At 44.0% G+C, this 20578-nt stretch carries 11 protein-coding genes; 1 reads left to right on the plus strand and 10 read right to left on the minus strand.

The genetic code is table 11. The features are described from left to right. Positions 1 to 262: 262 nt before the first annotated feature. On the minus strand, positions 263 to 1030 hold the full coding sequence (locus tag ACRRU2_RS13865) for a DUF4253 domain-containing protein (RefSeq protein ID WP_432502460.1): 768 nt from the start codon (positions 1028 to 1030) through the stop codon (positions 263 to 265). A gap of 60 nt (positions 1031 to 1090) precedes the next feature. Then, positions 1091 to 2299 (minus strand): stage II sporulation protein P, encoded by a 1209-nt coding sequence (gene spoIIP / locus ACRRU2_RS13870; protein WP_432502462.1) that lies wholly within the window; start codon positions 2297 to 2299, stop codon positions 1091 to 1093. A gap of 261 nt (positions 2300 to 2560) precedes the next feature. On the opposite strand from spoIIP, the gene ACRRU2_RS13875 reads away from it, so the two are divergent. Next, entirely contained in the window at positions 2561 to 3373 is an 813-nt protein-coding gene (locus ACRRU2_RS13875; protein WP_432502464.1) for a DUF4183 domain-containing protein, read from the plus strand. Positions 3374 to 3585: 212 nt separating this feature from the next. On the opposite strand, the gene ACRRU2_RS13880 is transcribed toward ACRRU2_RS13875, so the two are convergent. The 8 genes from ACRRU2_RS13880 to ACRRU2_RS13915 form a co-directional block, all read right to left on the minus strand. Further along, the gene (locus ACRRU2_RS13880; RefSeq protein ID WP_432502466.1) at positions 3586 to 5169 is read right to left on the minus strand and encodes a response regulator transcription factor; all 1584 of its coding nucleotides are present in this window, start codon (positions 5167 to 5169) and stop codon (positions 3586 to 3588) included. Beyond that, positions 5144 to 6925 carry a sensor histidine kinase gene (locus tag ACRRU2_RS13885; protein WP_432502469.1) on the minus strand — a complete coding sequence of 594 codons (1782 nt, stop codon included), beginning with the start codon at positions 6923 to 6925 and terminating at the stop codon, positions 5144 to 5146. Before ACRRU2_RS13885 ends, ACRRU2_RS13880 begins: the two co-directional genes overlap by 26 nt. A gap of 117 nt (positions 6926 to 7042) precedes the next feature. After that, positions 7043 to 8413 (minus strand): ABC transporter substrate-binding protein, encoded by a 1371-nt coding sequence (locus ACRRU2_RS13890; RefSeq protein WP_331698513.1) that lies wholly within the window; start codon positions 8411 to 8413, stop codon positions 7043 to 7045. A gap of 109 nt (positions 8414 to 8522) precedes the next feature. After that, on the minus strand, positions 8523 to 9353 hold the full coding sequence (locus ACRRU2_RS13895) for a carbohydrate ABC transporter permease (RefSeq protein WP_432502472.1): 831 nt from the start codon (positions 9351 to 9353) through the stop codon (positions 8523 to 8525). A gap of 15 nt (positions 9354 to 9368) precedes the next feature. Beyond that, positions 9369 to 10307: a carbohydrate ABC transporter permease gene (locus tag ACRRU2_RS13900; protein ID WP_331698515.1), complete on the minus strand. Its 939-nt coding sequence runs from the start codon at positions 10305 to 10307 to the stop codon at positions 9369 to 9371. Between the two features lie 314 nt (positions 10308 to 10621). Then, positions 10622 to 15472 carry an S-layer homology domain-containing protein gene (locus tag ACRRU2_RS13905; RefSeq protein ID WP_432502475.1) on the minus strand — a complete coding sequence of 1617 codons (4851 nt, stop codon included), beginning with the start codon at positions 15470 to 15472 and terminating at the stop codon, positions 10622 to 10624. 32 nt (positions 15473 to 15504) lie between these two features. Beyond that, the gene (locus tag ACRRU2_RS13910; RefSeq protein WP_432502477.1) at positions 15505 to 19278 is read right to left on the minus strand and encodes a LamG-like jellyroll fold domain-containing protein; all 3774 of its coding nucleotides are present in this window, start codon (positions 19276 to 19278) and stop codon (positions 15505 to 15507) included. Between the two features lie 107 nt (positions 19279 to 19385). After that, entirely contained in the window at positions 19386 to 20426 is a 1041-nt protein-coding gene (locus ACRRU2_RS13915) for a hypothetical protein (RefSeq protein WP_432502479.1), read from the minus strand. Positions 20427 to 20578 lie beyond the last annotated feature (152 nt).

Raw genomic sequence — 20578 nt, forward strand, 5'->3', positions numbered from 1 at the left:
CATTGTCCGTATCATTAGGATTCACTCGAGCTCAATAGCTGCATCGTACACCAAACGTATAGAACTGCCCTTCATCATCCCTGTTGCACTGCTATGTATACTTCATGTTACAGCATGGCGGCAGATAGCAAATCCTCCGAGAGCGATTTGCATATCGATATACTTATCCACAATTTTAACTGATGCATAATTTCCTAAACAAATAAAAAAACAGCCCTCATCGGGCTGCCTGATTTCGTAACTCTATAAGCTATAATCGTATTCAATCCCACCAAAAATACCACACATCGTGCTTCAGTAAATAGTCGGCATAATGCCCCAGCGTCGGATAGCTTTCCAAAACATATTGGCAAAACATAAAATGCTCTTTAGCGAGCTTTAATGCTTCCTCTTGTGTCGACGGTTTTCTTCCGGCTTGTAAAACCCAAGTATCATCCGACACCGCAAGCGCTCTTGTCTCGTAGTTTTCCTGCCAATGTTTCATAATAACCGATTGGTATTCAGGAAGCGGACATTCATTAAAACCTCCCATCGGAACCCATAACGGCGCTTCAAAGCCGGACTCTGGCGACAATGCCAATACGATCAGCTTCTTGTCTTCATCTTCTATTTTACTCTGAATCCACGAATAATTTAAAATGAAAGGCTCCGTCTCCGCTTCACAAAGCTGTTCGTTTAATAGCTCATGCCCTTCCCATATCAATTTATAGGCTTGGTAGATTCCTTCAAAGCCTTTCCCGTCCAAATTTTTCTGGTCTGCAGGAAGATCCGTATAATAAAGCTGAGACTCTACGATTTTCCGCCATGCATCTTCTGCGCTTAAGCTATGAACCTTTGCCAGCTGATTGTGGACATAAGCCGTAAGCGATTCTTCTTCGTCAAACACCTCTTCAAGCATTTCCACCAAATTATAGCAGGGCAGAACTAACAAGCCATGCTTTCCGTCCTTTTTCGCTGGCAACGTTAAATTGTCTAAATCAACTGTTTCTATTTCACATTCCTTCAAATAATGAATTAGCTCATCCATCATGCTTCGCGCCTCTTTTTACAAAATTTAATATCAAATTAATATTTTATTCAGGCGAAAGAATCATTTGCCAGCGTTCAAATATTGTGCGAATACATCGGCAATCGCTTCGGAAGTATGCAAGCTTTCTTGGAGCGTGTTGTTCGTTCCCCCGATCTCCAACAATATGCTGCCCGGGGAAATCGACTGATTGTATTCTCCATTCCCTTTATCAGCGCTTTTGGTTAAAATGCCGCGCGATAATCCCGGGTACTTTTCATTTAACAGCTTGTTTAACGATTCGGCGAAAGCTTTGTTTTCCTTGTAACGAGGGTGTCCGGTACCGATCACGAACAAAATTCGCGCATATGTTTTACCTTCGATCGTAATCGTGGTTTTCTCACGCGGAACGTCTGCATCTCGGTGGATATCGAAGAAATAGGAAAGCGACGGATAGTCTTTTCTAGCCTTTTCAATAGCTTTGCGTGATACCGAGTATGATTGACTATAACTCAGCTTCTCCTGCTTCAGCTGTTCAGCGAAATCATCTTGACTGGATAATGCAGGAATGCCTTTTTCCTCCAATAGCTGATCGAGGCGCATCCCTACCAATGTAATATTTTCGACCGGGTCGTCAACAGAAGAGCCCTTTGTATTACGTGCGATGTTTTTCCAAGATTCTCTATTATGAGTATGATAAATAAATAACATCGGAGCGAAATTCTCGTCCTTTTTCGAAGATGTTGTAACATTGCCATTTCGTTTCGAGAAATCAGTATTTACGACCCAGCTTGCAACATAAGCTGTGCTTTTATTCGGAAGAGATACTTTGTACCATTCCCCCTCAGTACTGATGATCGAGTAGGTATGGCCTGGCTGTGCCTTGCCGATAATTTTATAATCGGTTCCCGGGCCGCTGCGCAAATTTGTCACATCAGTAATATGAACGATGGTCGGCTGCTTCAGACTCGTATCTGCTTCTGTCCCCTTCGACTGAGCCGGCTTGGAGCTTTCATATTGTATGTATTCTTGGTATACCCAGCCGATACTTTCCTTCGATAAACGAATTTTCACCCAATCGCTCTGCTTATCAAGCACTTCATACCGGGTTGACTTTCCTATCTTTCGGATGATGGATGCCGATAAATTCGGCTCTGTGCGTACATTCAACACGTCCACCGTACTTCTGGCATATTCTATTTGATCCGCCTTATTGGCAGCATATGCCGCATCAATGGAGCCGAAAAGCAAAGTAGCGCCTAGGATGGCACTTATTATTTTGTTACGTAACAATCGTACTCAACCCCCTATGTCGATTCTATCATCTATCGATTCGACATAGATTGGCAAAATCCCTTCTCATACAACTCAAAAATATAGCATTCGCGCACGATTCCAAGGAATGTACGAATGCTGGAATATTACTCTCAATTTTGATGCCGTGACCATGTCTCTTAAATATTGATATTTTGAGCAGGTGTCTGTCCGTTTCGCATCCAGACGAATTTGAATTTACTGAAATTAATAACTCATAGCGAAGGGAAAGGAGAAACAATGAAACGGAATGTCTATTGCTGCTGCAAATGTTATTTTTCTTGTAGCTGTAAAAAACATAGAGGACATCGTAGGAAGAACACGAAGAAAAAACGTGTCATTCAAACAAAGGTTAACACATTCTATACGGTGTCTGATGGCGTCAAAAGAACTTATACAAATAATGACCATATAAAGGGATACGGGAAGAACTATATCCCAGACCCGCGTAAAGTTTCATTTGTGAGCCTCTACGTCAATGGCGTGTTACAGCCTTCCGTCAACTACAAATTCAGTAAAGGGAAAATGAAACTAAAAACAACAGATGTTCCCGTAAAAGGTGTTCCGATAACCGCTCAGTTTGTGAGTATTAGTTGGGTAAAGTCACGGTCTCGCCGAAAGGAGGTGATGAACATGGCCGCAAGTCTCGTAAAGTTATATGTCACCGCGACAGCTTCCCAGCCTATTGCTTCAGACGGCGAAGTTACAACCACAGTGAATCCATCTGTAACACGTTACGTTGCAGTCGTGGAAAGTGGAATGATTGGAGCAACAGATACAACCATCCTGGCAGATAGTTTCGTGGACGACAATGGTGCAGCAGTGAGTGCCCTTCCAGCACCGCCAACGAATGGATATTACAATGTATATTCAAACGGTGTGCTGCAAGAAGGCGGATTGTCTACCCTTAGTACAAGCCAGTTGGTTTTATCGACTAATCAAATTATTGCAGGTACTCCGGTGGTTTTAGAGGTTGCAGATTTCTCCAATACGACATCTGCAATTACTACAGAGCCAACTATTTCTGCACCGACTATTACCGTTACCACGTAAAAAATCAATGCCACCTCGCTTTGCTATAAGTGGGGTGGCATTATATTATGTTGAGATGTTATTTCCACATAATTGAGGCAATGGGTAACGATTGTATATATTTACCAATATAAAGGGTTTTTCAACAGTTTGACAAGGTCATCGCATGATGGCCTTGTCTTTTGTCGTCTGCGGTCTCAGAAAACCTCAATCTCGAAATCGTATTTTTTCGTCTATTTGGTAGACTTGTAGTCCTGCGGACTAATTCCGATATATTTTTTGAATACTTTGGAGAAATACGTCCGATCCGAGTACCCCAGCTTAATCGCAACCATCTCCACCGCTTCGCCCTGCTCAAACAATTGCTTGGCAATATTCATCTTGTATCTATGCACATATTCGGTAAAGTTAACGCCTGCAATTTTCTTGAAATAGCGGGAGAAATAGCTCGGGTTCAGGAACAGATGATTGGCCACTGAAACCGATGAAACGTTTTCAGCCAAATTGATAGTAATATATTCATTGATCTCGTGCAATCTGGGTTCTCTGGTCAATTCCTTGCGCTCCTTGACCTGAGCGCCCCCAATCTTGTTTATATGCTGCTTGGCCAGCAGAACAGCTTCCCGGGAGGAAACGGTATGCGGCAACAGCGTATACAAATTTTCCTTATCGTATTGAAAATTCCATTCATAGTCCAGCGCCCGCAACATCTGAGACAAATGATACCAGAACGACTTTGGATTCAGCATGACGATCCGGGCATAATGCTCCATCTGCTCCACTACTGTCTCCAACGCGCTCAAACTCCGCTTTTCATTGGCCAACAACAGCTCTTCCTTGTACCTCTTGAATTCCTGATCGTCCGCCGTCCATACCGGAAGCGGTTCATCGGGCATATGGGAGACGGTCGAGTCTTCGTAATAAATCATTCTCTGAAATTCCATCAATCGTTCATATGCCGCCTTTAGCGCGCCCAGACCGTGCAGTTCGCCGCTGATAGCGCCTCTCATTTCAATCTTCAAGTAATCTTTGATTTTCAGACGGAGCCTCTCCAAGTATGTCTCAAATTCTTTATGGATATTAACCGCCAAGTTGGGCTTATAATTCAGAATAAATACAAATTTCCCTGCCTGCTCCAGCGGAATAATTGTGACAGGCGACCAAGTGCCTGCCGTCTCTTCCGCAATATTAAAGAAGGCATAATGAATCAGATCCATATCCTCATAGCGATAATGCTCTAGCAATGAGGCGTAATCGATCGCCACCACGGCCAGCATGAAACGCGGAAGTTCCCAACGTATCCCGACCTTCTCCAGCAATTGCTGCAACCGCTGCTCATCCATCTTCCCTACAAGTTGACGCCACAGTTGTTTCTTGACTTGATCACGATGGTGTTCCAGTTCTTCTCTGAAGGACAATTGATCGATGCGATCCCGCAATTCATCGGCCACTCTGGATGCTTTCTGTAAGCTGTTGCTCAGTTTCTTCGGTGTTAATTCGTCCTTGATCAAATAATCGTCAGCCTGCAGACGCACAGCGCTTCTGGCATAACCAAAATCCTCATGGCATGTCACAAATATAATGCGTACTGCGGAGTTGATCTCGCGAATCCGGGAAGCCAGCTCGATTCCGTCAATTTGCGGCATCCCAATATCTGAAATTACAATATCCGGATTTTTCTCCCGAAATATCTCAAGCGCCTTGACACTGGAGAAGGCAGTGGCCACAACTTGCAAATTCAACTCTTCCCATTGAATTATTTGTTCCAAATAGCGGAGCATCGGCACATCATCATCTATGATCATTACTTTTCTCAATCTGATCACCTTCTTTGCCATCTGATAATGGAATACGTGTGGACACTGTTATTCCATTGTCCGTATTTTCATAAATTCGGATAGAGGCGGAACCTCCGAATGTCAGTTGCAGCCTGCGTAACACATTGGGCAACCCGATATTCTGATTGGATGCTGCCGGCTCTTTATCATTTTCCAGAATGGATCGCAGGTTAGCCAACGTATCGACGGGCGCCCCTTTGCCATTATCTGCGACATCGATCACCAGGGTGCCTTCTAAACAATATACATCTACCCGTATGGCCGGATTGGCGGGATAATCGGGAAGTTTGGAGAAGCCATGAATAATTGCATTCTCTACCATAGGTTGCAACATCAGCCTTGGCACCATAAACGATTTCCATTCATCAGGAATGTGTATGAGAAATTGAAAGTCCATTTCGGTACGCATCTTCAATATACGGGTATAGTCCATCAGCAGCCTGCATTCGTCTTCCAACGAACACATCTCATTAACCCGCATATATGCCCGCAGTAAACTCATCAATGATCCGAGCTGTCCGCCGTGCACCTGATCCCCTTTTAACATTAGGTTACATTTGATCGAATTTAACGTATTAAGCAGAAAATGAGGCTGAATTTGCGCAAACAATGCCTGCAATTCAATTACCCTTTTTTCTTCCTGCTCCTGTTCAATGTTCAAGAGCAGACGGTTGATTCTGTCCAGCATGTTATTGAATGCAATCCCGAGAATGGACAACTCGTCTTTGCCTTTGGCCGGGAAGCGGACGACACGATCTCCCTCGCCAAAATTTTCAGCTACTCGGCGCAGTTTGTCCAGCGGGCGATAAAGCTGCCTTCCGATAAAGATGGAAATGAATATAAAAAGAATGAAGCAAATCGTAATCAGCAAAATATGTATCCGAAACACATAGGTTAGTTCTTTAGTAATTTCTTTGTTGGAAAACCGATAGATCAATTCCCAGCCTGTATTAGAAACAATTGACCGGAGTTCTACCTGATTGTCACTAGAAATTGCATCTGTTCCCTCCATCTTATAAGAGAAAACTTCTTCGCCCTTCTCATTAACCAGATCGATTTGCCCAAAATTAACAGAAGACATCACTTCTTGAAAATAATGAATTGGAATACCGATAAACAATGTCCCCAGCCGCTCGCCCGTATATATATGTTTAACGGGACGCATGGCCATATAGAAGGAATCCGATTTCCGCAAATTGCTTACCTTGAGATTCTCCGCCATCATCCATTGCAACTGATTGGGATTTGCATGAGTGATCCAGTCGGAGACGGCTTCCTGGGCCACCCAGGTTTTAAGCGAACGATAGTCGAGTTCATTGTTGTTGCCGTACACAATATAGCCCTGCTGATTCAGATAAAAAATAGAGGCTTTCATTCCTGATGTTTTGGAAAACACCAGATCGATATAATCCGTAATATACATTAGGTTTTCGTAATTTTTCGAGGATTGCAAAACCGCTACATCTTTAAAGCTTCTCAGGGATTCCAGGAAACTTGCGTTTTTGTTGAAGCTGATTAAATTGTTGGTATAAATCACGTCCTCCATCGATTTGGACAAATCGTGGGCAATCATCGTGATTACATTATGCTGAGAAGCTTTTACCTTCTCAAGCGTAATATCTTTGATAACTATATAGGCAAGCAAACTGGCACTGACAAGAGGGAGCAAGATGAAGAATAGTAGCGACAACTGGATGCGCGAATAAAACGAATACTTCTGAAACCACTTCATCATTCCGTTCCCTTCCCTCCATCCAGTGGCCTTATTGATGTGACGAAATGTTACCCTAGAATACATAATAAGGCAACCTTTATAAGGTTACCTTTACTATGTATAAATTGTGAACGGTCGTTACTTGGATTGCTCAATAATTTTGTTGGCTTCCGAAACCATCCACGCTTGCGTGTCTGCAGCTGACGCTTTGTCCAGCAAGAACATGCTGAGGCCTTCCTCCAACACTTTCTTCAGTTGGCTGGAATAAGCTGTGGAGAAAGTAGGATCATAAGGGATATTTACACGGCTATCGTACACCGTATTTTTGAGAGATTCCACATCGATCAAGTTTTCAAAGCCACCTGCCATGCTGGAGATGACAAGTCCTGCATCTACACTTTTGGAACCCGGGAAGTCAGTGATAACGTCCGTTTGCTGCGCCAAGAACTTGATGAAGTCATATGATTCCTTCTTGTGTTTGGAATTGGCTCCGATCGCATTGTAATGTCCGCCTACATAGGAAGAACCGATCTCCACATTTTCAGAAGAACGAGGCAGCGGTGCAAATACCGTTTGGAAATCATGCGGATACTTTTCCTTGTCCTTGATCATGCCGATCAGGAAAGAGCCCGCCGGAACCATTGCCGCTTCACCGTTCAAATACTCTGATGCATAATGCAGCTTGGATGCAATAACATCGGAGAATGGTTTAACAGATTTGCTTTCTTCCATAGCACGGCGCATATCGAGGTAGTCAGCAAACACTTTTTCACCAAATACAGGCGTTTCGTCTTCTTTTAAATACGGATGCGGCAATTCGTTATACGCTGGGAAGCTTGCATATTCGCCCCATGTGTGGAAATACGTGCCGTATTGTCCGTCTTTGGTCATTTTTTGTGCATAATCGCGGAAATCATCCCATGTCCAGCCCCAAACCGGAACTTCCAGCCCAGCATCTTCCAATGCTTGCTTGTTAATAGCTACGAGCCATGGCTGTGCCAAATCTTGAATGCCGTATACGTTACCGTCATAGATCGGATTAATGAAGAACTCGTCCGCCGGCTTGATGCCGTCCGCGTCCAAATATTCGTTAATCGGAGTCAGAATGCCGCGTGCGGCACGCTCGATCAAGAAATCAACATGCGAGAAAGCAACAACGTCGATTGCTTCTCCCGTACCAGCCATAATGTCAAGCTTCTGATAGAAATCCGTGCTGTTTGCATTCGTAACCAGCTTCACGTATTCAACTTTGATATGAGGAAACTCTTTCTCGAAGTTAGCTATTTTTTCCATTGTTTTTTCTTCCGCTACTCCGTCTTCCCAGCTATAATATTTGATAGTCACATCTTTTGGCTTTTCGTTTTCATTGTTGTTCTGTTCGCTCGACGCCGTCGGTTGCGGCGGTTCCGTAGCTGTCCCCTGATTGTTCCCCTTGTTGTTAGATGAACCGCATCCTGCAAGCAGTCCAATAACCAATATCATTATAGCCAAAAATTTAACCGTTTTCATTCTTTTTTCCTCCCTTTTTCATATACCATTTATACCTCTTCCGTATCTTACAATGCCAAGTATAATAATAGCGTGTACAATCTTTGCATTTACGTGCACTTATTTTACTTTATCCTTTTACTCCCCCTACCGTGATCCCTTTAATAACTTGCTTCTGCAAAATGATAAAGACCAGCAGCAATGGCAGAATAGCCGAGACGGCAGCCATCATGATCGCCGCGTAACTGGTGCTGTACATCCCCTGGAAGGATTGAATGCCTAACGGGACCGTATATAGCTTGCTGTCCATAAGGAAAATAAGAGGATTCTGATAGTCATTCCAGGACCACATAAACTTCAGAATACCGGCGGTGGCCAGAATCGGCTTCGCCATAGGCAGGACAATCTGCCAATAAATCCGGAACAGGCCTGCTCCGTCTATTTTACCCGCTTCGATAAATTCCTGATTGATGCCCAGCATGAATTGCCGCATCAGAAAGGTCAAAGGAATCGAGAAGGCGGTCATGACTATCAGGGCAGCATGCGTATTATAAAGCCCCAGCCATTTGATCAGCACATAACGCGGCACTAATGTCGATTCCGCAGGAATCATAAAAAACGAGAGCAATAAGAAAAATACGACGTTCTTGTAACGGAACTTCATCTTGGCGAACGAAAAGCCGGCCAAAGATGAGAAGATCAGCGTAAGGGCTGTCGTGATCACGGCAATCTTAATGGAGTTCATATAATAATGTCCGAATGGAACATTGCCGTACCATACCGTTTTGAAGTTGTTGATCAAGTTCCATTCGGCAGGGATCCACTGTATGGGAAACTTCATAACATCCTTCTCGACCTTAGAAGCTGCAGATAACATCCAAAGCAGCGGCGACAGGAACACCAGGGAAAGGAGCCCCATCAACAATGTAGCTATCACTTTTGATACTTTTAACTGTGTCATGGACAACACCTTTCCTCAATATTGATTCCGCTGCATTCTGACAGTCAGCAACGTTATTACCCCGATCACAATGAACAGCACCCAAGATAGCGTAGCTGCGTATCCCATGCGAAACTTTTGGAAGCCTTCCTCATAAAGATAATAGACCAATACATTCGTGGCATTTCTCGGACCGCCGCCGGTCAGGAAAGCGACCAAGTCAAACACCTTGAACGAATTGATGACCGAGGTGATTGTCAGGAAAAACGTTGTTGTTCCCAGCATTGGGACGGTAATGCGCGTAAATTGCTTCCATTTGTTGGCACCGTCGATTTCCGCCGCTTCATACAGATCATCCGGAATAGCGGTTAGCCCCGCCAAATAAATAACAACGTTGTAGCCGATGACTTGCCATACGGCAATAATGATAATGCTCCACAATGCATAGTCGGTGCTTCCCAACCATTTCGGCGGATCCATAATACCAAGAGTCATTAATATATTGTTGACGACCCCTTGGGACGGGTGAAACAGCACAGAGAATACGGCGGCTACCGCAACTGTCGTCGCGATATAAGGGATAAAAAATACGACTTTAAAATAACTTTTAAAATACAAAACCGAATGTATCACGACCGCAATGACCATTGCAAAAATTATACTAAGCGGTACGGTTGCTGCCGTATACAATAAATTGTTCTTTAGCGTTTTATAAAACTTCGATTCCTGGAACAGATTGACGTAGTTATCAAACCCGGCAAATGTAATACCTTTAAAACCTGAGACCAGATCCCAACTGGTAAAGCTTAAGTATAGCGAAAAAAGCAAAGGAAAAGCTCCCAGCACTACAATACCAATCGTCTCAGGAGCTATAAATAACCACCCTAACAGCGTTTCTTTCCGAGAACTCGTCCAAAATACTTTTTTCGCTTCTGTTTTTTTCAGCGAGACCCCGGGTTGAGCATTCCCCTGCATATTGTTCTCCCCTCATCCTGATTTTGTATGATTATAAATTTATTATAGTACGCCCGGAACAGCCAAAAAGCTGACGATTTGTACTTGAATGTGCACTTTTTTTACCTTCGAAAATATGAATGTTGTTTTAATCAGACAAGGATAAACGGCTTCCGCCGTCCTTTGGAAAGGCGCGTTTACCGATGAATTATCAGAACAAGTTTATAGTGAAAACTTATAAAGTCTTGTAATTCAAAAAAAAGCGCAATGTGATGTGGCTGTTCGATCACATTGCGCTTATTAATAATCAGTTAAGCTAAAGGATTGATTAACGCTTATTGCTCAATTACACGCATAATAATGGTTACGACTTCCGCTCGAGTAGCAATGCCGTCTGGCACGAAGTGATTATGGCTGCGACCTTGGATAATACCAATTTGGTGTAAAGCTTTCACTGCGCTCTTCGCCCATATCGGTACTGCTCCATCATCAGCAAATCCAGTGTTGTTAGATACATCGTCAAGCGATATATCCATTGCACGTGCAAGCATAACTGCCATTTCTGTACGGCTAATTTGCTGGTTCGGGCGGAAGGTGTCATCACTGTAGCCCTTCACAATTCCTAGCTCAATCGCTTGAGCAATAGCTTTCCTAGCCCAGTCACTGATTTGCCCATGATCCTGGAAATCAATTGCTTCTCCAGCAACATTCCACTTAAATGCATTAGCCAGCATAACGGCAAATTCAGCACGTGTTACTGCGGCGTTTGGTCTGAAGGTCTGATCTTGATAGCCTTTAACGATATTAAGCTCTGCCGCGCGTTTGATAGCATCAGTCGCCCAGTGTCCTTTAACATCAGTAAAGCTTGTTTCTTCAACTTTGGATGGCTCTTCCGGTTCTTCCGGTTCTTCAGTTTCGCCATCCGTGCCGCCTCCCGGCTTGCCTGGATCTGGCTTTTCTGCTGGAGGAATAATAACTCCGCCTCCGCCGCTGCTTGCAGGCATCATTGCAACTTCAATGCTTGGTCCATCCGTTGTCCAATTTCCGGCTGCATCTGCCGCTTCAACCTTAAAGGTATATTTTTTGCCTGGTTGCAGGTTGATAAGATCTGCTTTGTTCACATTACCGGCAACTTCCTTGCTTCCGCCTTCCCAAGTCAACTTATATTGGGTTACGCCGACATTATCTGTTGCGCGCGTCCACGTTAAGGTCAAGCTTGTTTTGGTTAAATTTGAAGCAGACAGCAAGCTGACAGCAGGCCATGCAGGCGCAACCTTGTCATCAATTGATTCAAGCAGTTCGATTTCCGTTTCAAACAATTGAACGGGCACCTTTACAACCCCGTCAGAAACAAAACCGGATAGCGTCAATAATTCAATAGAATTCGCAGAATCTTTAAGTGATTTAAGCTGTATCACTGACAGCGCGCCTGATTGATCAAGCGCCTTGGCATTGCCGGTAATAAGGATATGAACCTTGCCTGCCGTTGCATTGTAACGCAGAATCGCATCGTCTGGAGAAATCCTCTCGTCAAGCGCAACTGTTTCGAGAACAAATGCATCCGCATTGTACTCAAGTATATATTCATGGCCGATCACTCCTGCTTGAAGGTTTTCCAGGCCAATCACAACATCGATAACATCGCCTTTTTCTGCTGTTTCTGGAGCCTTGATGAAGGATACGTTTATCGGATCTGGAACCTCTCCTTGGCGCAAGTTAGGCAGTGACTCTTGTCCTCGCTGATCTACAACCATCGCTTGCGTAATCGCCAGCTTGCCTGCGGCATGTTTAACGGCCAATATTGGCTCATTATCTGCAAATCCATTATTCTTTGCAACGATCAATTGCAGCTTGCCATCTGCCTTCTCGGCGAAGCGGATAATTTCCACTCCATCTTCCGGTTCAACCGCAATATCGTCAAACGCCCCGCCCGTTGCCTCCAGTTCAAACTCGGCAACAAATGTGCCAGGCCTTATGTTATTCATTGCAAGCTTATATACAGTCTCGTTGCCAGCAGATGGAAGCGTATAAAAAAGTACATTGGCAGCTTCGGAATTGTTAAGCTCCGTTTGCTCCAGGAATAATCCTTCCGGCACTTTGGCATCACGTGTATCATCTTGCTCTAAACCCAGCGCTCGAAGAACAATCGCATAGATGTCATAAGTGTTTCCGCCTTTCAGCAGCTTCTCGCCAAGTTCTTCGGTCGCTACGGTCCGGCCGTTAGCAGCCATAAATACAGTACGGTTCAGATCATTATCGTAACCATGCTGTGTCCAGTTTTTAATTGTGCCATCTTGCTGCGGCATACCGCCGCCATGGTCTGCGCTCATAAGAATAAGTGTATCCTCAAGCAAGCCTTGCCTGGCCACTTCGTCAACAACCTGCTTTATTCTAGTATCCGTCAGGTTCATCTTCTCGTAATATTCTCTGGAATAAAAGCCCTTGCTATGACCAGTCGTATCCGTTTCGTCAAACGTAACATGAATAAAGCTAGTATCCTTTAACTTGCCGCTTCTGACGAAATCCAGTGTATTGTTTAACGTGTAGGAATCATCATTGTTCAAGCCGCGGACAAGCTCAGCACCCAAATTCTGTTCAACGTGACCATAAATCGCATCAAACCATACAGAGAAGTACGCTGTACGCCGCTGTGGCCAAGTCTCGTTCAATGTACGATGGATTGTCCCGGCATGGTGACCATCCATGTACATCGAGCTGCTGCTATAGCGATTTTTAGCAGAGCTCCAGTTGTCAACCTCATGATGTTCAAAATCTAATCCCGTAATCATCGCTACCCAGTTAGGTGTGGAGGTAGACGGCATAACCGTTCTAACGTCGTAGCTCACCGCTCCGCTTTCAATTAAGCCGCGAATAAATGGAATGTTGAGCAAGTCGCCGACTGGCTGCACCTGTTGGTTCGGACTGCTCCAGAATGGAGAATCTTTACCTCTTACAACGTTGCCTCCGCCATCCATGCCGATGAACAATACGCGTTTGTACGGCATTATTCTGGATTGCTCAGCAATTTTCCCAAGTATATCCTGGCTAACATTCGCTTCCAGACCTGCTGCAATATCGCTTACAGTAATCAAGCCGTCTTTGTTCAGATCCAGTGCTTCCTTGTTATGAATTTGTACTATTTTCTCACCAAGCGTAAAGCTGGCTGCATTTTCAAAGAAAACGGTCTCAGCCGCATCACTAAATAACGCTTCGGTAATGGCCACTCTTCCCTCTCCGGATTCAGAGATCGTTTTGAAGTCCAGGATAGCCATTTTGGATTCGCGATACTCAAATTCATGAGTGGACGGTTTATGAATCACACCGGAGATTTTAAGCTCAAGCTTGCCATTTTCATTGCTTAATACTTGAATCGTTTGTCTGGTGTCTTGAGCATATGCCCTAATAAATTCGAATTTATCCGGATCATACATAATGGTCGTATGAAGAGTGCTTGCACGATCGATTTGACGCTTAAATCTAGAGGTAAGGTTCATACGCATTAAGCTGTCCGCGATGGAATGCTCAGCACCGAAAAATACCAGTTCGCCAGATACTTCTTCTTCCGGAATTGGAGGAGCCATGTTGTAAAGCGTCTCTACATCACTTTCGCTGAGCGCTCCTTCAAAAATGTAAAGCTCGTCAAGCAAAAAGTCCAGCGCACCTGCGCCTGGAACACCATTGCCATCCACACCGATCTTGGTAGAATATGTCCCCGGATCAACTGTTCCTTGTACATTTAGCGGGCCCTGATGAACTTGATTGCCATCAACATAAATTTTTGATTGTGCACTTGAGCGGTCTTGAATGATCGTATAATGATGCCACTTGCCAAGATCAGCATCTGCTGCATGGATCGTTTGCGCTTGAACGGAGTCGGCCCCTTTGATTTTCCATTGCAGCTCATTATCTGCATTAACACCGAACATCCAACCCGTATTTTCATCAACAGTGTTGCCAAGGATGGAAGCCAGATTGTTAATATCTTCCGCTTGGTTTATTTTTAGCCAAAAGCCCATAGAAAAGCTCTTGCTTCCGTATGTGATATTACCGGCATCCGCATATTTCACTGCCGTATCTTCATAGTTGCCAAGTCTAATGGACTTGCCCATACGTCCAACGCCGTATTTAGGCACATTAAATAATTGAACCTCTCTGGCATATTTCGATTGGTCAACTGCATTCTCATCAAACTTCATAGCAAGAAGCGCTTGATCAAATGCAGATTCCACTACACTTTCTTTCATTAATTCTGCGATTTCAGCTTCAGTTAAAGCACGTGGAATGATGTTCAAATCATCCATCATAAATTCCGAATCTTTTTCCTGCTCACCTGTACCTGTTGCACCGATATGTGTCGGCAGGCCAACGTCTACTGTTGTATTCGGCTGACCAAGAGCTGGCAGACTCAATACATTTAGTGACTTCCCGTCCATAAACGTCTCGATTGTTTTACCGCGAGTGACACTTACCGCAATGTGATGCCATTGACCGTCCATCGAACCTTTGAATGGTTCCATAATACGATTAGACGCTGCAGTTGGTGAGCCTTGTGTTTGAAAATTAAACCCCAGATCAATGTTGCCGGAGCCGCTGGCCTGTCCGGTAAAACGGTTATGTGCTGTAAACACCCAGCCTGCTCTATACCAGTTTGCATAGTCTTTATTCGATAGAACAATGGAGTCTACGTTATTTTTTGCTCGATCCGCATTGAACCAAAACGCGATCGTAAAGTCCTGGTCCGCGCCGTATTCGACATTACCTAAGCTAACGCGAGGTTCTGCCGGCTTCATTTTCTTTTGCTTCATATACAATGAATTTCCATATTTGCCTGCAGCATAAGCTGCTTGTCCAAAAGCGGTATAGCTTACTAAAGGCAGCTCCGCATCTTGCAGATTATCTTCAAACTTCAAACTCATAGTACGAAACAATGGATCATCAAGCAGCATCAAGCTGCTAAAGTCCGATGCTTTGCTATTCGTATCTTCAACCGTTGCATTCTCATCCTCTGCCTCACTCACATCTTCTTCAATCGCTTCATCTACTGGAAAATCAATAGATTCCTCAATGGCTTCTTCTAAAGGAAGTTCAGCTTCAGCAGCAAAGGAGTGAAAAGGAAAAATTGAAAATAGCATTGTGACCAGAGTAACGTAAATCAAGCTCTTCTTAAACCGCAGCCTCTTACTCACTATTCCTCACCCTTTATTATTTGATCATAATATTAGTTGAAAATATGTTCTACGATCAGATCGTAATCTTCGATGTCTATAACGCCATTGTTGTTAACATCAGCTTTCTTTACATTATCCCAGGCCTCATCAAACTGGGTAATACCAAGTGATTTGGCCACGATGGAAAGATCAATCAAATCGATAACATGATCGCCATTAACATCACCATTGATGCCTTCAGGCTCTTCAGGAAGCTCCCAGTCGCCGGTTTGGATCAGCGCATTAATTTCTGCTTCGGTCATCGCAACCGGCAGAATAAACAGCTCATCCATCTTAAAGTTCGTATTGTTTTCTTGAGATGCTCTGCCATCAGATCCAATCACAGTAGGCAAACCTGCGTCCACTGTCCCGAACGCTTGATTAACAGCGCTCAAGTTCAGGGTATTCAGTTTCTTGCCATCCATGAACGTATCGATCTTCTCGCCTCTCGTCACACTAACGGCAATATGGTGCCACTGTCCGTCCATTGCGCCCCGGAACGGTTCCATAACCCGATTCGTCACTGCATCAGAGGTGCCTTCTGTCTGATAGTTAAATGCCAGTTCGACCGGGCCCGATCCGCCAGATTGTCCTGTAAAGCGGTTATGCGCAACAAACAGCCAACCGACCCGCCACCAGTTTTGATAATTGGAGTTCCCCATAAAGATAGAGTTCACACCGTTTTGCGCTCGGTCAGCATTAAACCAGAAGGCAATGGTGAAATCCGTTTCAGTTCCGTATTGAACTTCTCCCAAGTCAAGCCTTGGCGATACCGGCAACGCTGCGCTATTGCTGATCGAAAGCGCTTTCTCCTTCTGACCGGCAGCATATTTGGCTTCTCCATGCATAGTGTAAGCTGCATCCGGATCATACTCATCCTCCAGATGATCATCGAATGTCAAATGATAGGGTCTGACATAAACATCCTTCTCCGCCGTGTTCAAATAAATTTGAATCGTAATCGTACCTGTTAATGTCTCCTCGCCATTCGTTACCGCAAACTCGAATTTATCCTGTCCTACTCCTCCCTTTGGATAGTACACAAACTCGCCTGTGCTTGCGTCAACAATCTGAAGCGACCCTTTGATCGGTTGCTTTGTGATGCTGAATGTAATCGCTTTGCCCGTTGGGTCTCCGGCACTTAGTTTACCGGCAAGTCTTTCATAAAGCTTCACATCAAATTGTCCATCGTTCACGTCAAACTTCGGATATTCAAAAGCGCCAATATCCGGTGTGCCAATCAAAGGATTATGAAAGAAGTCTGCCTTCGCGATGGAATCGGAACCCCATGCAAGTGGCGTTAAGCCAGTCATATCCAGACCTGCATCAATTAGCGGAGAATTTTCCTTCAGCTTATAGCCTGCAAGTGCTTCTGCATCCAACTGTTTCAAGCCCGTAATAATATTGCTCGGTTCCCCGCCCGGATTAACAAGCTGAGGATCAATGTACAAGTTGCTTCCAAAGGATAGTCCGGGGTAACCTGTCTCTTGAATGTCAGTAGCTCCTACTGAAATAACGTTATTTTTCATTTCCCCGCCGCTGAATGTAGGAGATCCCATATTCAAAGTGCCTGGACCCGTAAAAATATTGTTATACATCTTTAAGAACTGCTTGGTTCGAGGACTTACAATTCTTGTAGTGATCCCTTCGCCAACATAGATTGTGTTGTTATGAATAAGCGGCGCCGCATCAGGATTTTCAGGCAAGTAGTGGAAGATATCCTGACCGCTGCCAAAACCGTCGTTCACACTGATGTTGTAGCGGACCAGCGAGTTGGTAGAGCTGTGCATGAACAACATAAATCCGCCGCTGTTGTTATGGCTGTAGTTGTACTGATAAAGCGTGCCATGGCTAAACATGTCGATATCGAATGCTTCGCCGTCGTTATAGCCATAACGTCCTCCATAGACCTCGTTAAATTGCATAATCATATCTTTTACGCAAATAACCCATAGACCCGCATAGTTTACATTGCCCACATTTTTATTGGAATGTTCAACTACGGTGTTATACTCCATCCGGCCAAGCTCGCCGACGTTGCTCATCACCATGCCGTCGCCTTGTGTTCCTTGAACGTAATTGTTGTTAAATTGAACGTTTCTTAGCACACGCGGAAAGTTCGCATCCGTGTCGCCTTCGCGATATAGACCCGCGTTGCGAATACCTTCAATGTCTACGTTAACAACCTTGTTGTTCTCAACAAGTACGTCATTGATGTTGCCGAACAGCAAAATACCGCCGCTGCCCATTTTGTGGCCGTTTGGATTTCCGTTCACATCGTGTACGTAGTTGTTGCGAATGGTAATACCGTACTGCGGATTCGCTTCCCATTCCGTCTGGTTTGTTGCGGTCATCTTGATCGCAATCCCGGAGCGTTGGGAAACAACCGTTTGCGAATAGTTCGTAAGCTCAAAGTTATTGATTTCAATATGGCTGACGTCCGTCATGTCGATTACTGCAGATTGCGTTTTATCTCTGATGCTGCTGTAATACGTATATAATGAAAGCGGCTCTGTAGACGTGGTGCCATTACCGTTAATAATCGGACGAACTTCAGAATGATCACTGCCATATTTGTCGAAGACGATAGGCGCATCTACCGTTCCGGCAATATTGTTAAGCTTCAGCGAACCCGTCCACGCATCTCCTGCTTTAAACAAATATTTGTCACCAGGACGCATTTCGCCAGCTGCTTGCATAACACGATTCAAGGATTTCCAAGGAGTATTCTCGGACATTCCATCATTGCTATCGTTGCCGTCAATTGAGCTAATGTAGAACGTTCTATGAACGATTTCTCCTTCAGGTTCAACAGTAATTTTCAATGGTACAGCTTGTTTTGTAAGTATCGTACTATTGGCTGCATATTTGATGTTGTCAAAGCCGAATACGCGGCCATCAGCTTTATCCCACACGAAGCTTAAATTGATCCGGTCGAAGCTCTTGATGGACGTTGTGGAATGAACCAGCTGGCCATCGATATACATTTTCAAGTCTGTTCCAGTGGAGTAATCCCATTTGAACTCATGCCAACCTTTTGCACGGGGAATGCCTGTATCTATCCATGCAGTAAAGCTGTTGCTTGCTCTAACAGAGTAGTTCTCCTTCTGGCCCACACTGCCTCCGTCAAAAAATACTCCCATGCCTGCAAACATATCATTCCTTTTATTGCCAACATGCGCTACTGCTCTTAATGCATTACCTGTTTTAGAGCCGCTATCATAGAACATCATCGTGACTATGCCTTGTTGTTGCGATCCAAATCTTTTCTCGACAGCCGGAGTCTCATTATATTGCACGCCTGCATTGCCGTGATAAGCAACTTTGTCTGAAAGAATAGGGCCTGATCCAGGATTGGCAGCAGGTTCTTCCTCTCTTGCGTATTCGCCCCAGCCTTTCTCGAAGCTCTCGGAATGAACCAAATTTTCATATTCTTGCACCGTTGCCTTAACTTCGATTTGCTTGGCTTGATCGAAAGCTCCTTTGTAGGTCAAGACCCCAGTTTCCTGATCGATCGTGACATCTGGATCATCCGTTTCATATACTGCTTTGTAATAGTCTGGATGAGGAACAAGCTCTCCGCCCCCTGCTTGCTCACTAATTGTCAGATTTACTTGATTGTTATAAGAGTTTACAACCTTGCGACTTGCGTCTACTGCATATTCCGGCAACTGATCGGCAGCGAAAATGCTAGTGTTTGCTTGTACCACAGGTACAAGCAGGCTCAATACTAGTGACAACACCATCAAAAGCTGAAGCCGATAACGCATACGTTTTGATCCCATGCATTTCATCCTTTCATTTTAATTTTAGCGTATTCATTCAAATTCCTGATCTAACGTGCCGCCAGTTCCTCCTCTCCATGTAATCAAATGTGATCAAAGCTGCTCATTCAATTCATTCGAATATTGTTGAAAGCCCTTTCATGAATTACAACCTCAGCTTGATTGATGCTTTCCCGCAGTCTTTGCTCCAGCAGCTCTTGAATGTAATACTGTGGAATTCCATTTTTCACATCTTCATACTTTTCATATCCGTCATCGTAAATATGCGTTAAACGGTACGTAAGATCATGCTGTTCATATTCAGGCAATAGTTCCATAAACTCGCCTGTTTTCAGCTCAAGAAAGCTTTCGAACAAAAAGCTGTTCCATACGTCATCTCTTGAAATCAATGCCATATCCAAATGTTTCTGCTCAATGGTTGCTTCTAAATCAACCCGTTTTATCGCTTCTTCGGTTGATAATGGTTCTTTCGATGTCAGGTATAGCAGCTTATCAAATTGCTGTTCGGAGTCTTCGGTTTTGTGAACAACAATTTGTTCATAGTCAAAGCGTTTGCGCTTTTTAAAATACCTCGCCTTAATTTTTTCATAGTAGGACTCAAAAAACTCTTCTGTATGCTCGTCACGCGCCGCCAGAACCAACTTATCAATCAGCCTTTGGCGATTTAACGTATGAGAATATTGAAAATATTCAACAGTCTGGTATTGCCTGGGCCCATAAATTGGTTCATTGCTATTCAACTTTTGCTGGCGCAGCAGATTTTCTTCTTCTAATGCTTTCAAAAAGTGCTGATGGCTTATATCCTCTACAACCCCCTCCTCCAGCATCATGATCTGCTCAACCTTGTATTCCTTTAGCTTGTTTAGAGCCTTATTTTTAAGATGCTCTATCGGAGTTTCTCCTTGAAATGACGTTTGCCAAAAATCCTTGTTATACTCAGCATTGTATTTGTTCTGGAAATGCGAAATCGTTAATGCCTTACTATCCTGTAAAAACACATTAAATTCATCTATCGTCACCTTGTGATGATTAATCGTAAGAATGATATTTTGGTCCGTGCTATTCCGCAGCAGAAAACCAACCAGAACGACAATTGCAGTAAAAAGGAATGCCGCGCCCGTCAATAAAATCTTTTTGTTTTTCTTCACATTAATTTTCCCCCTCCTCTATGAACTTGCCTAATTTTGTTATTTTGAGTTCTTCTTATATTTTAAAGTTTCAAAAAGAGAATACGGTGCAGGTTTTTGACCTTATCGTGTAGGTTTTTGACCTCAGAAATAAAGGCAAGCACAACGGATGC

The organism is Paenibacillus sp. GXUN7292, assembly GCF_050864975.1.
Lineage (GTDB): Bacteria > Bacillota > Bacilli > Paenibacillales > Paenibacillaceae > Pristimantibacillus.

What these genes read in the sequence shown, in the direction of transcription:
- ACRRU2_RS13865 (WP_432502460.1), bottom strand. Translation starts at nt 1,030, where the DNA reads ATGATGGATGAGCTAATTCATTATTTGAAGGAATGTGAAATAGAAACA.
- ACRRU2_RS13875 (WP_432502464.1), top strand. Translation starts at nt 2,561, where the DNA reads ATGAAACGGAATGTCTATTGCTGCTGCAAATGTTATTTTTCTTGTAGC.
- ACRRU2_RS13885 (WP_432502469.1), bottom strand. Translation starts at nt 6,925, where the DNA reads ATGATGAAGTGGTTTCAGAAGTATTCGTTTTATTCGCGCATCCAGTTG.
- ACRRU2_RS13890 (WP_331698513.1), bottom strand. Translation starts at nt 8,413, where the DNA reads ATGAAAACGGTTAAATTTTTGGCTATAATGATATTGGTTATTGGACTG.
- ACRRU2_RS13895 (WP_432502472.1), bottom strand. Translation starts at nt 9,353, where the DNA reads ATGACACAGTTAAAAGTATCAAAAGTGATAGCTACATTGTTGATGGGG.
- ACRRU2_RS13900 (WP_331698515.1), bottom strand. Translation starts at nt 10,307, where the DNA reads ATGCAGGGGAATGCTCAACCCGGGGTCTCGCTGAAAAAAACAGAAGCG.
- ACRRU2_RS13910 (WP_432502477.1), bottom strand. Translation starts at nt 19,278, where the DNA reads ATGGGATCAAAACGTATGCGTTATCGGCTTCAGCTTTTGATGGTGTTG.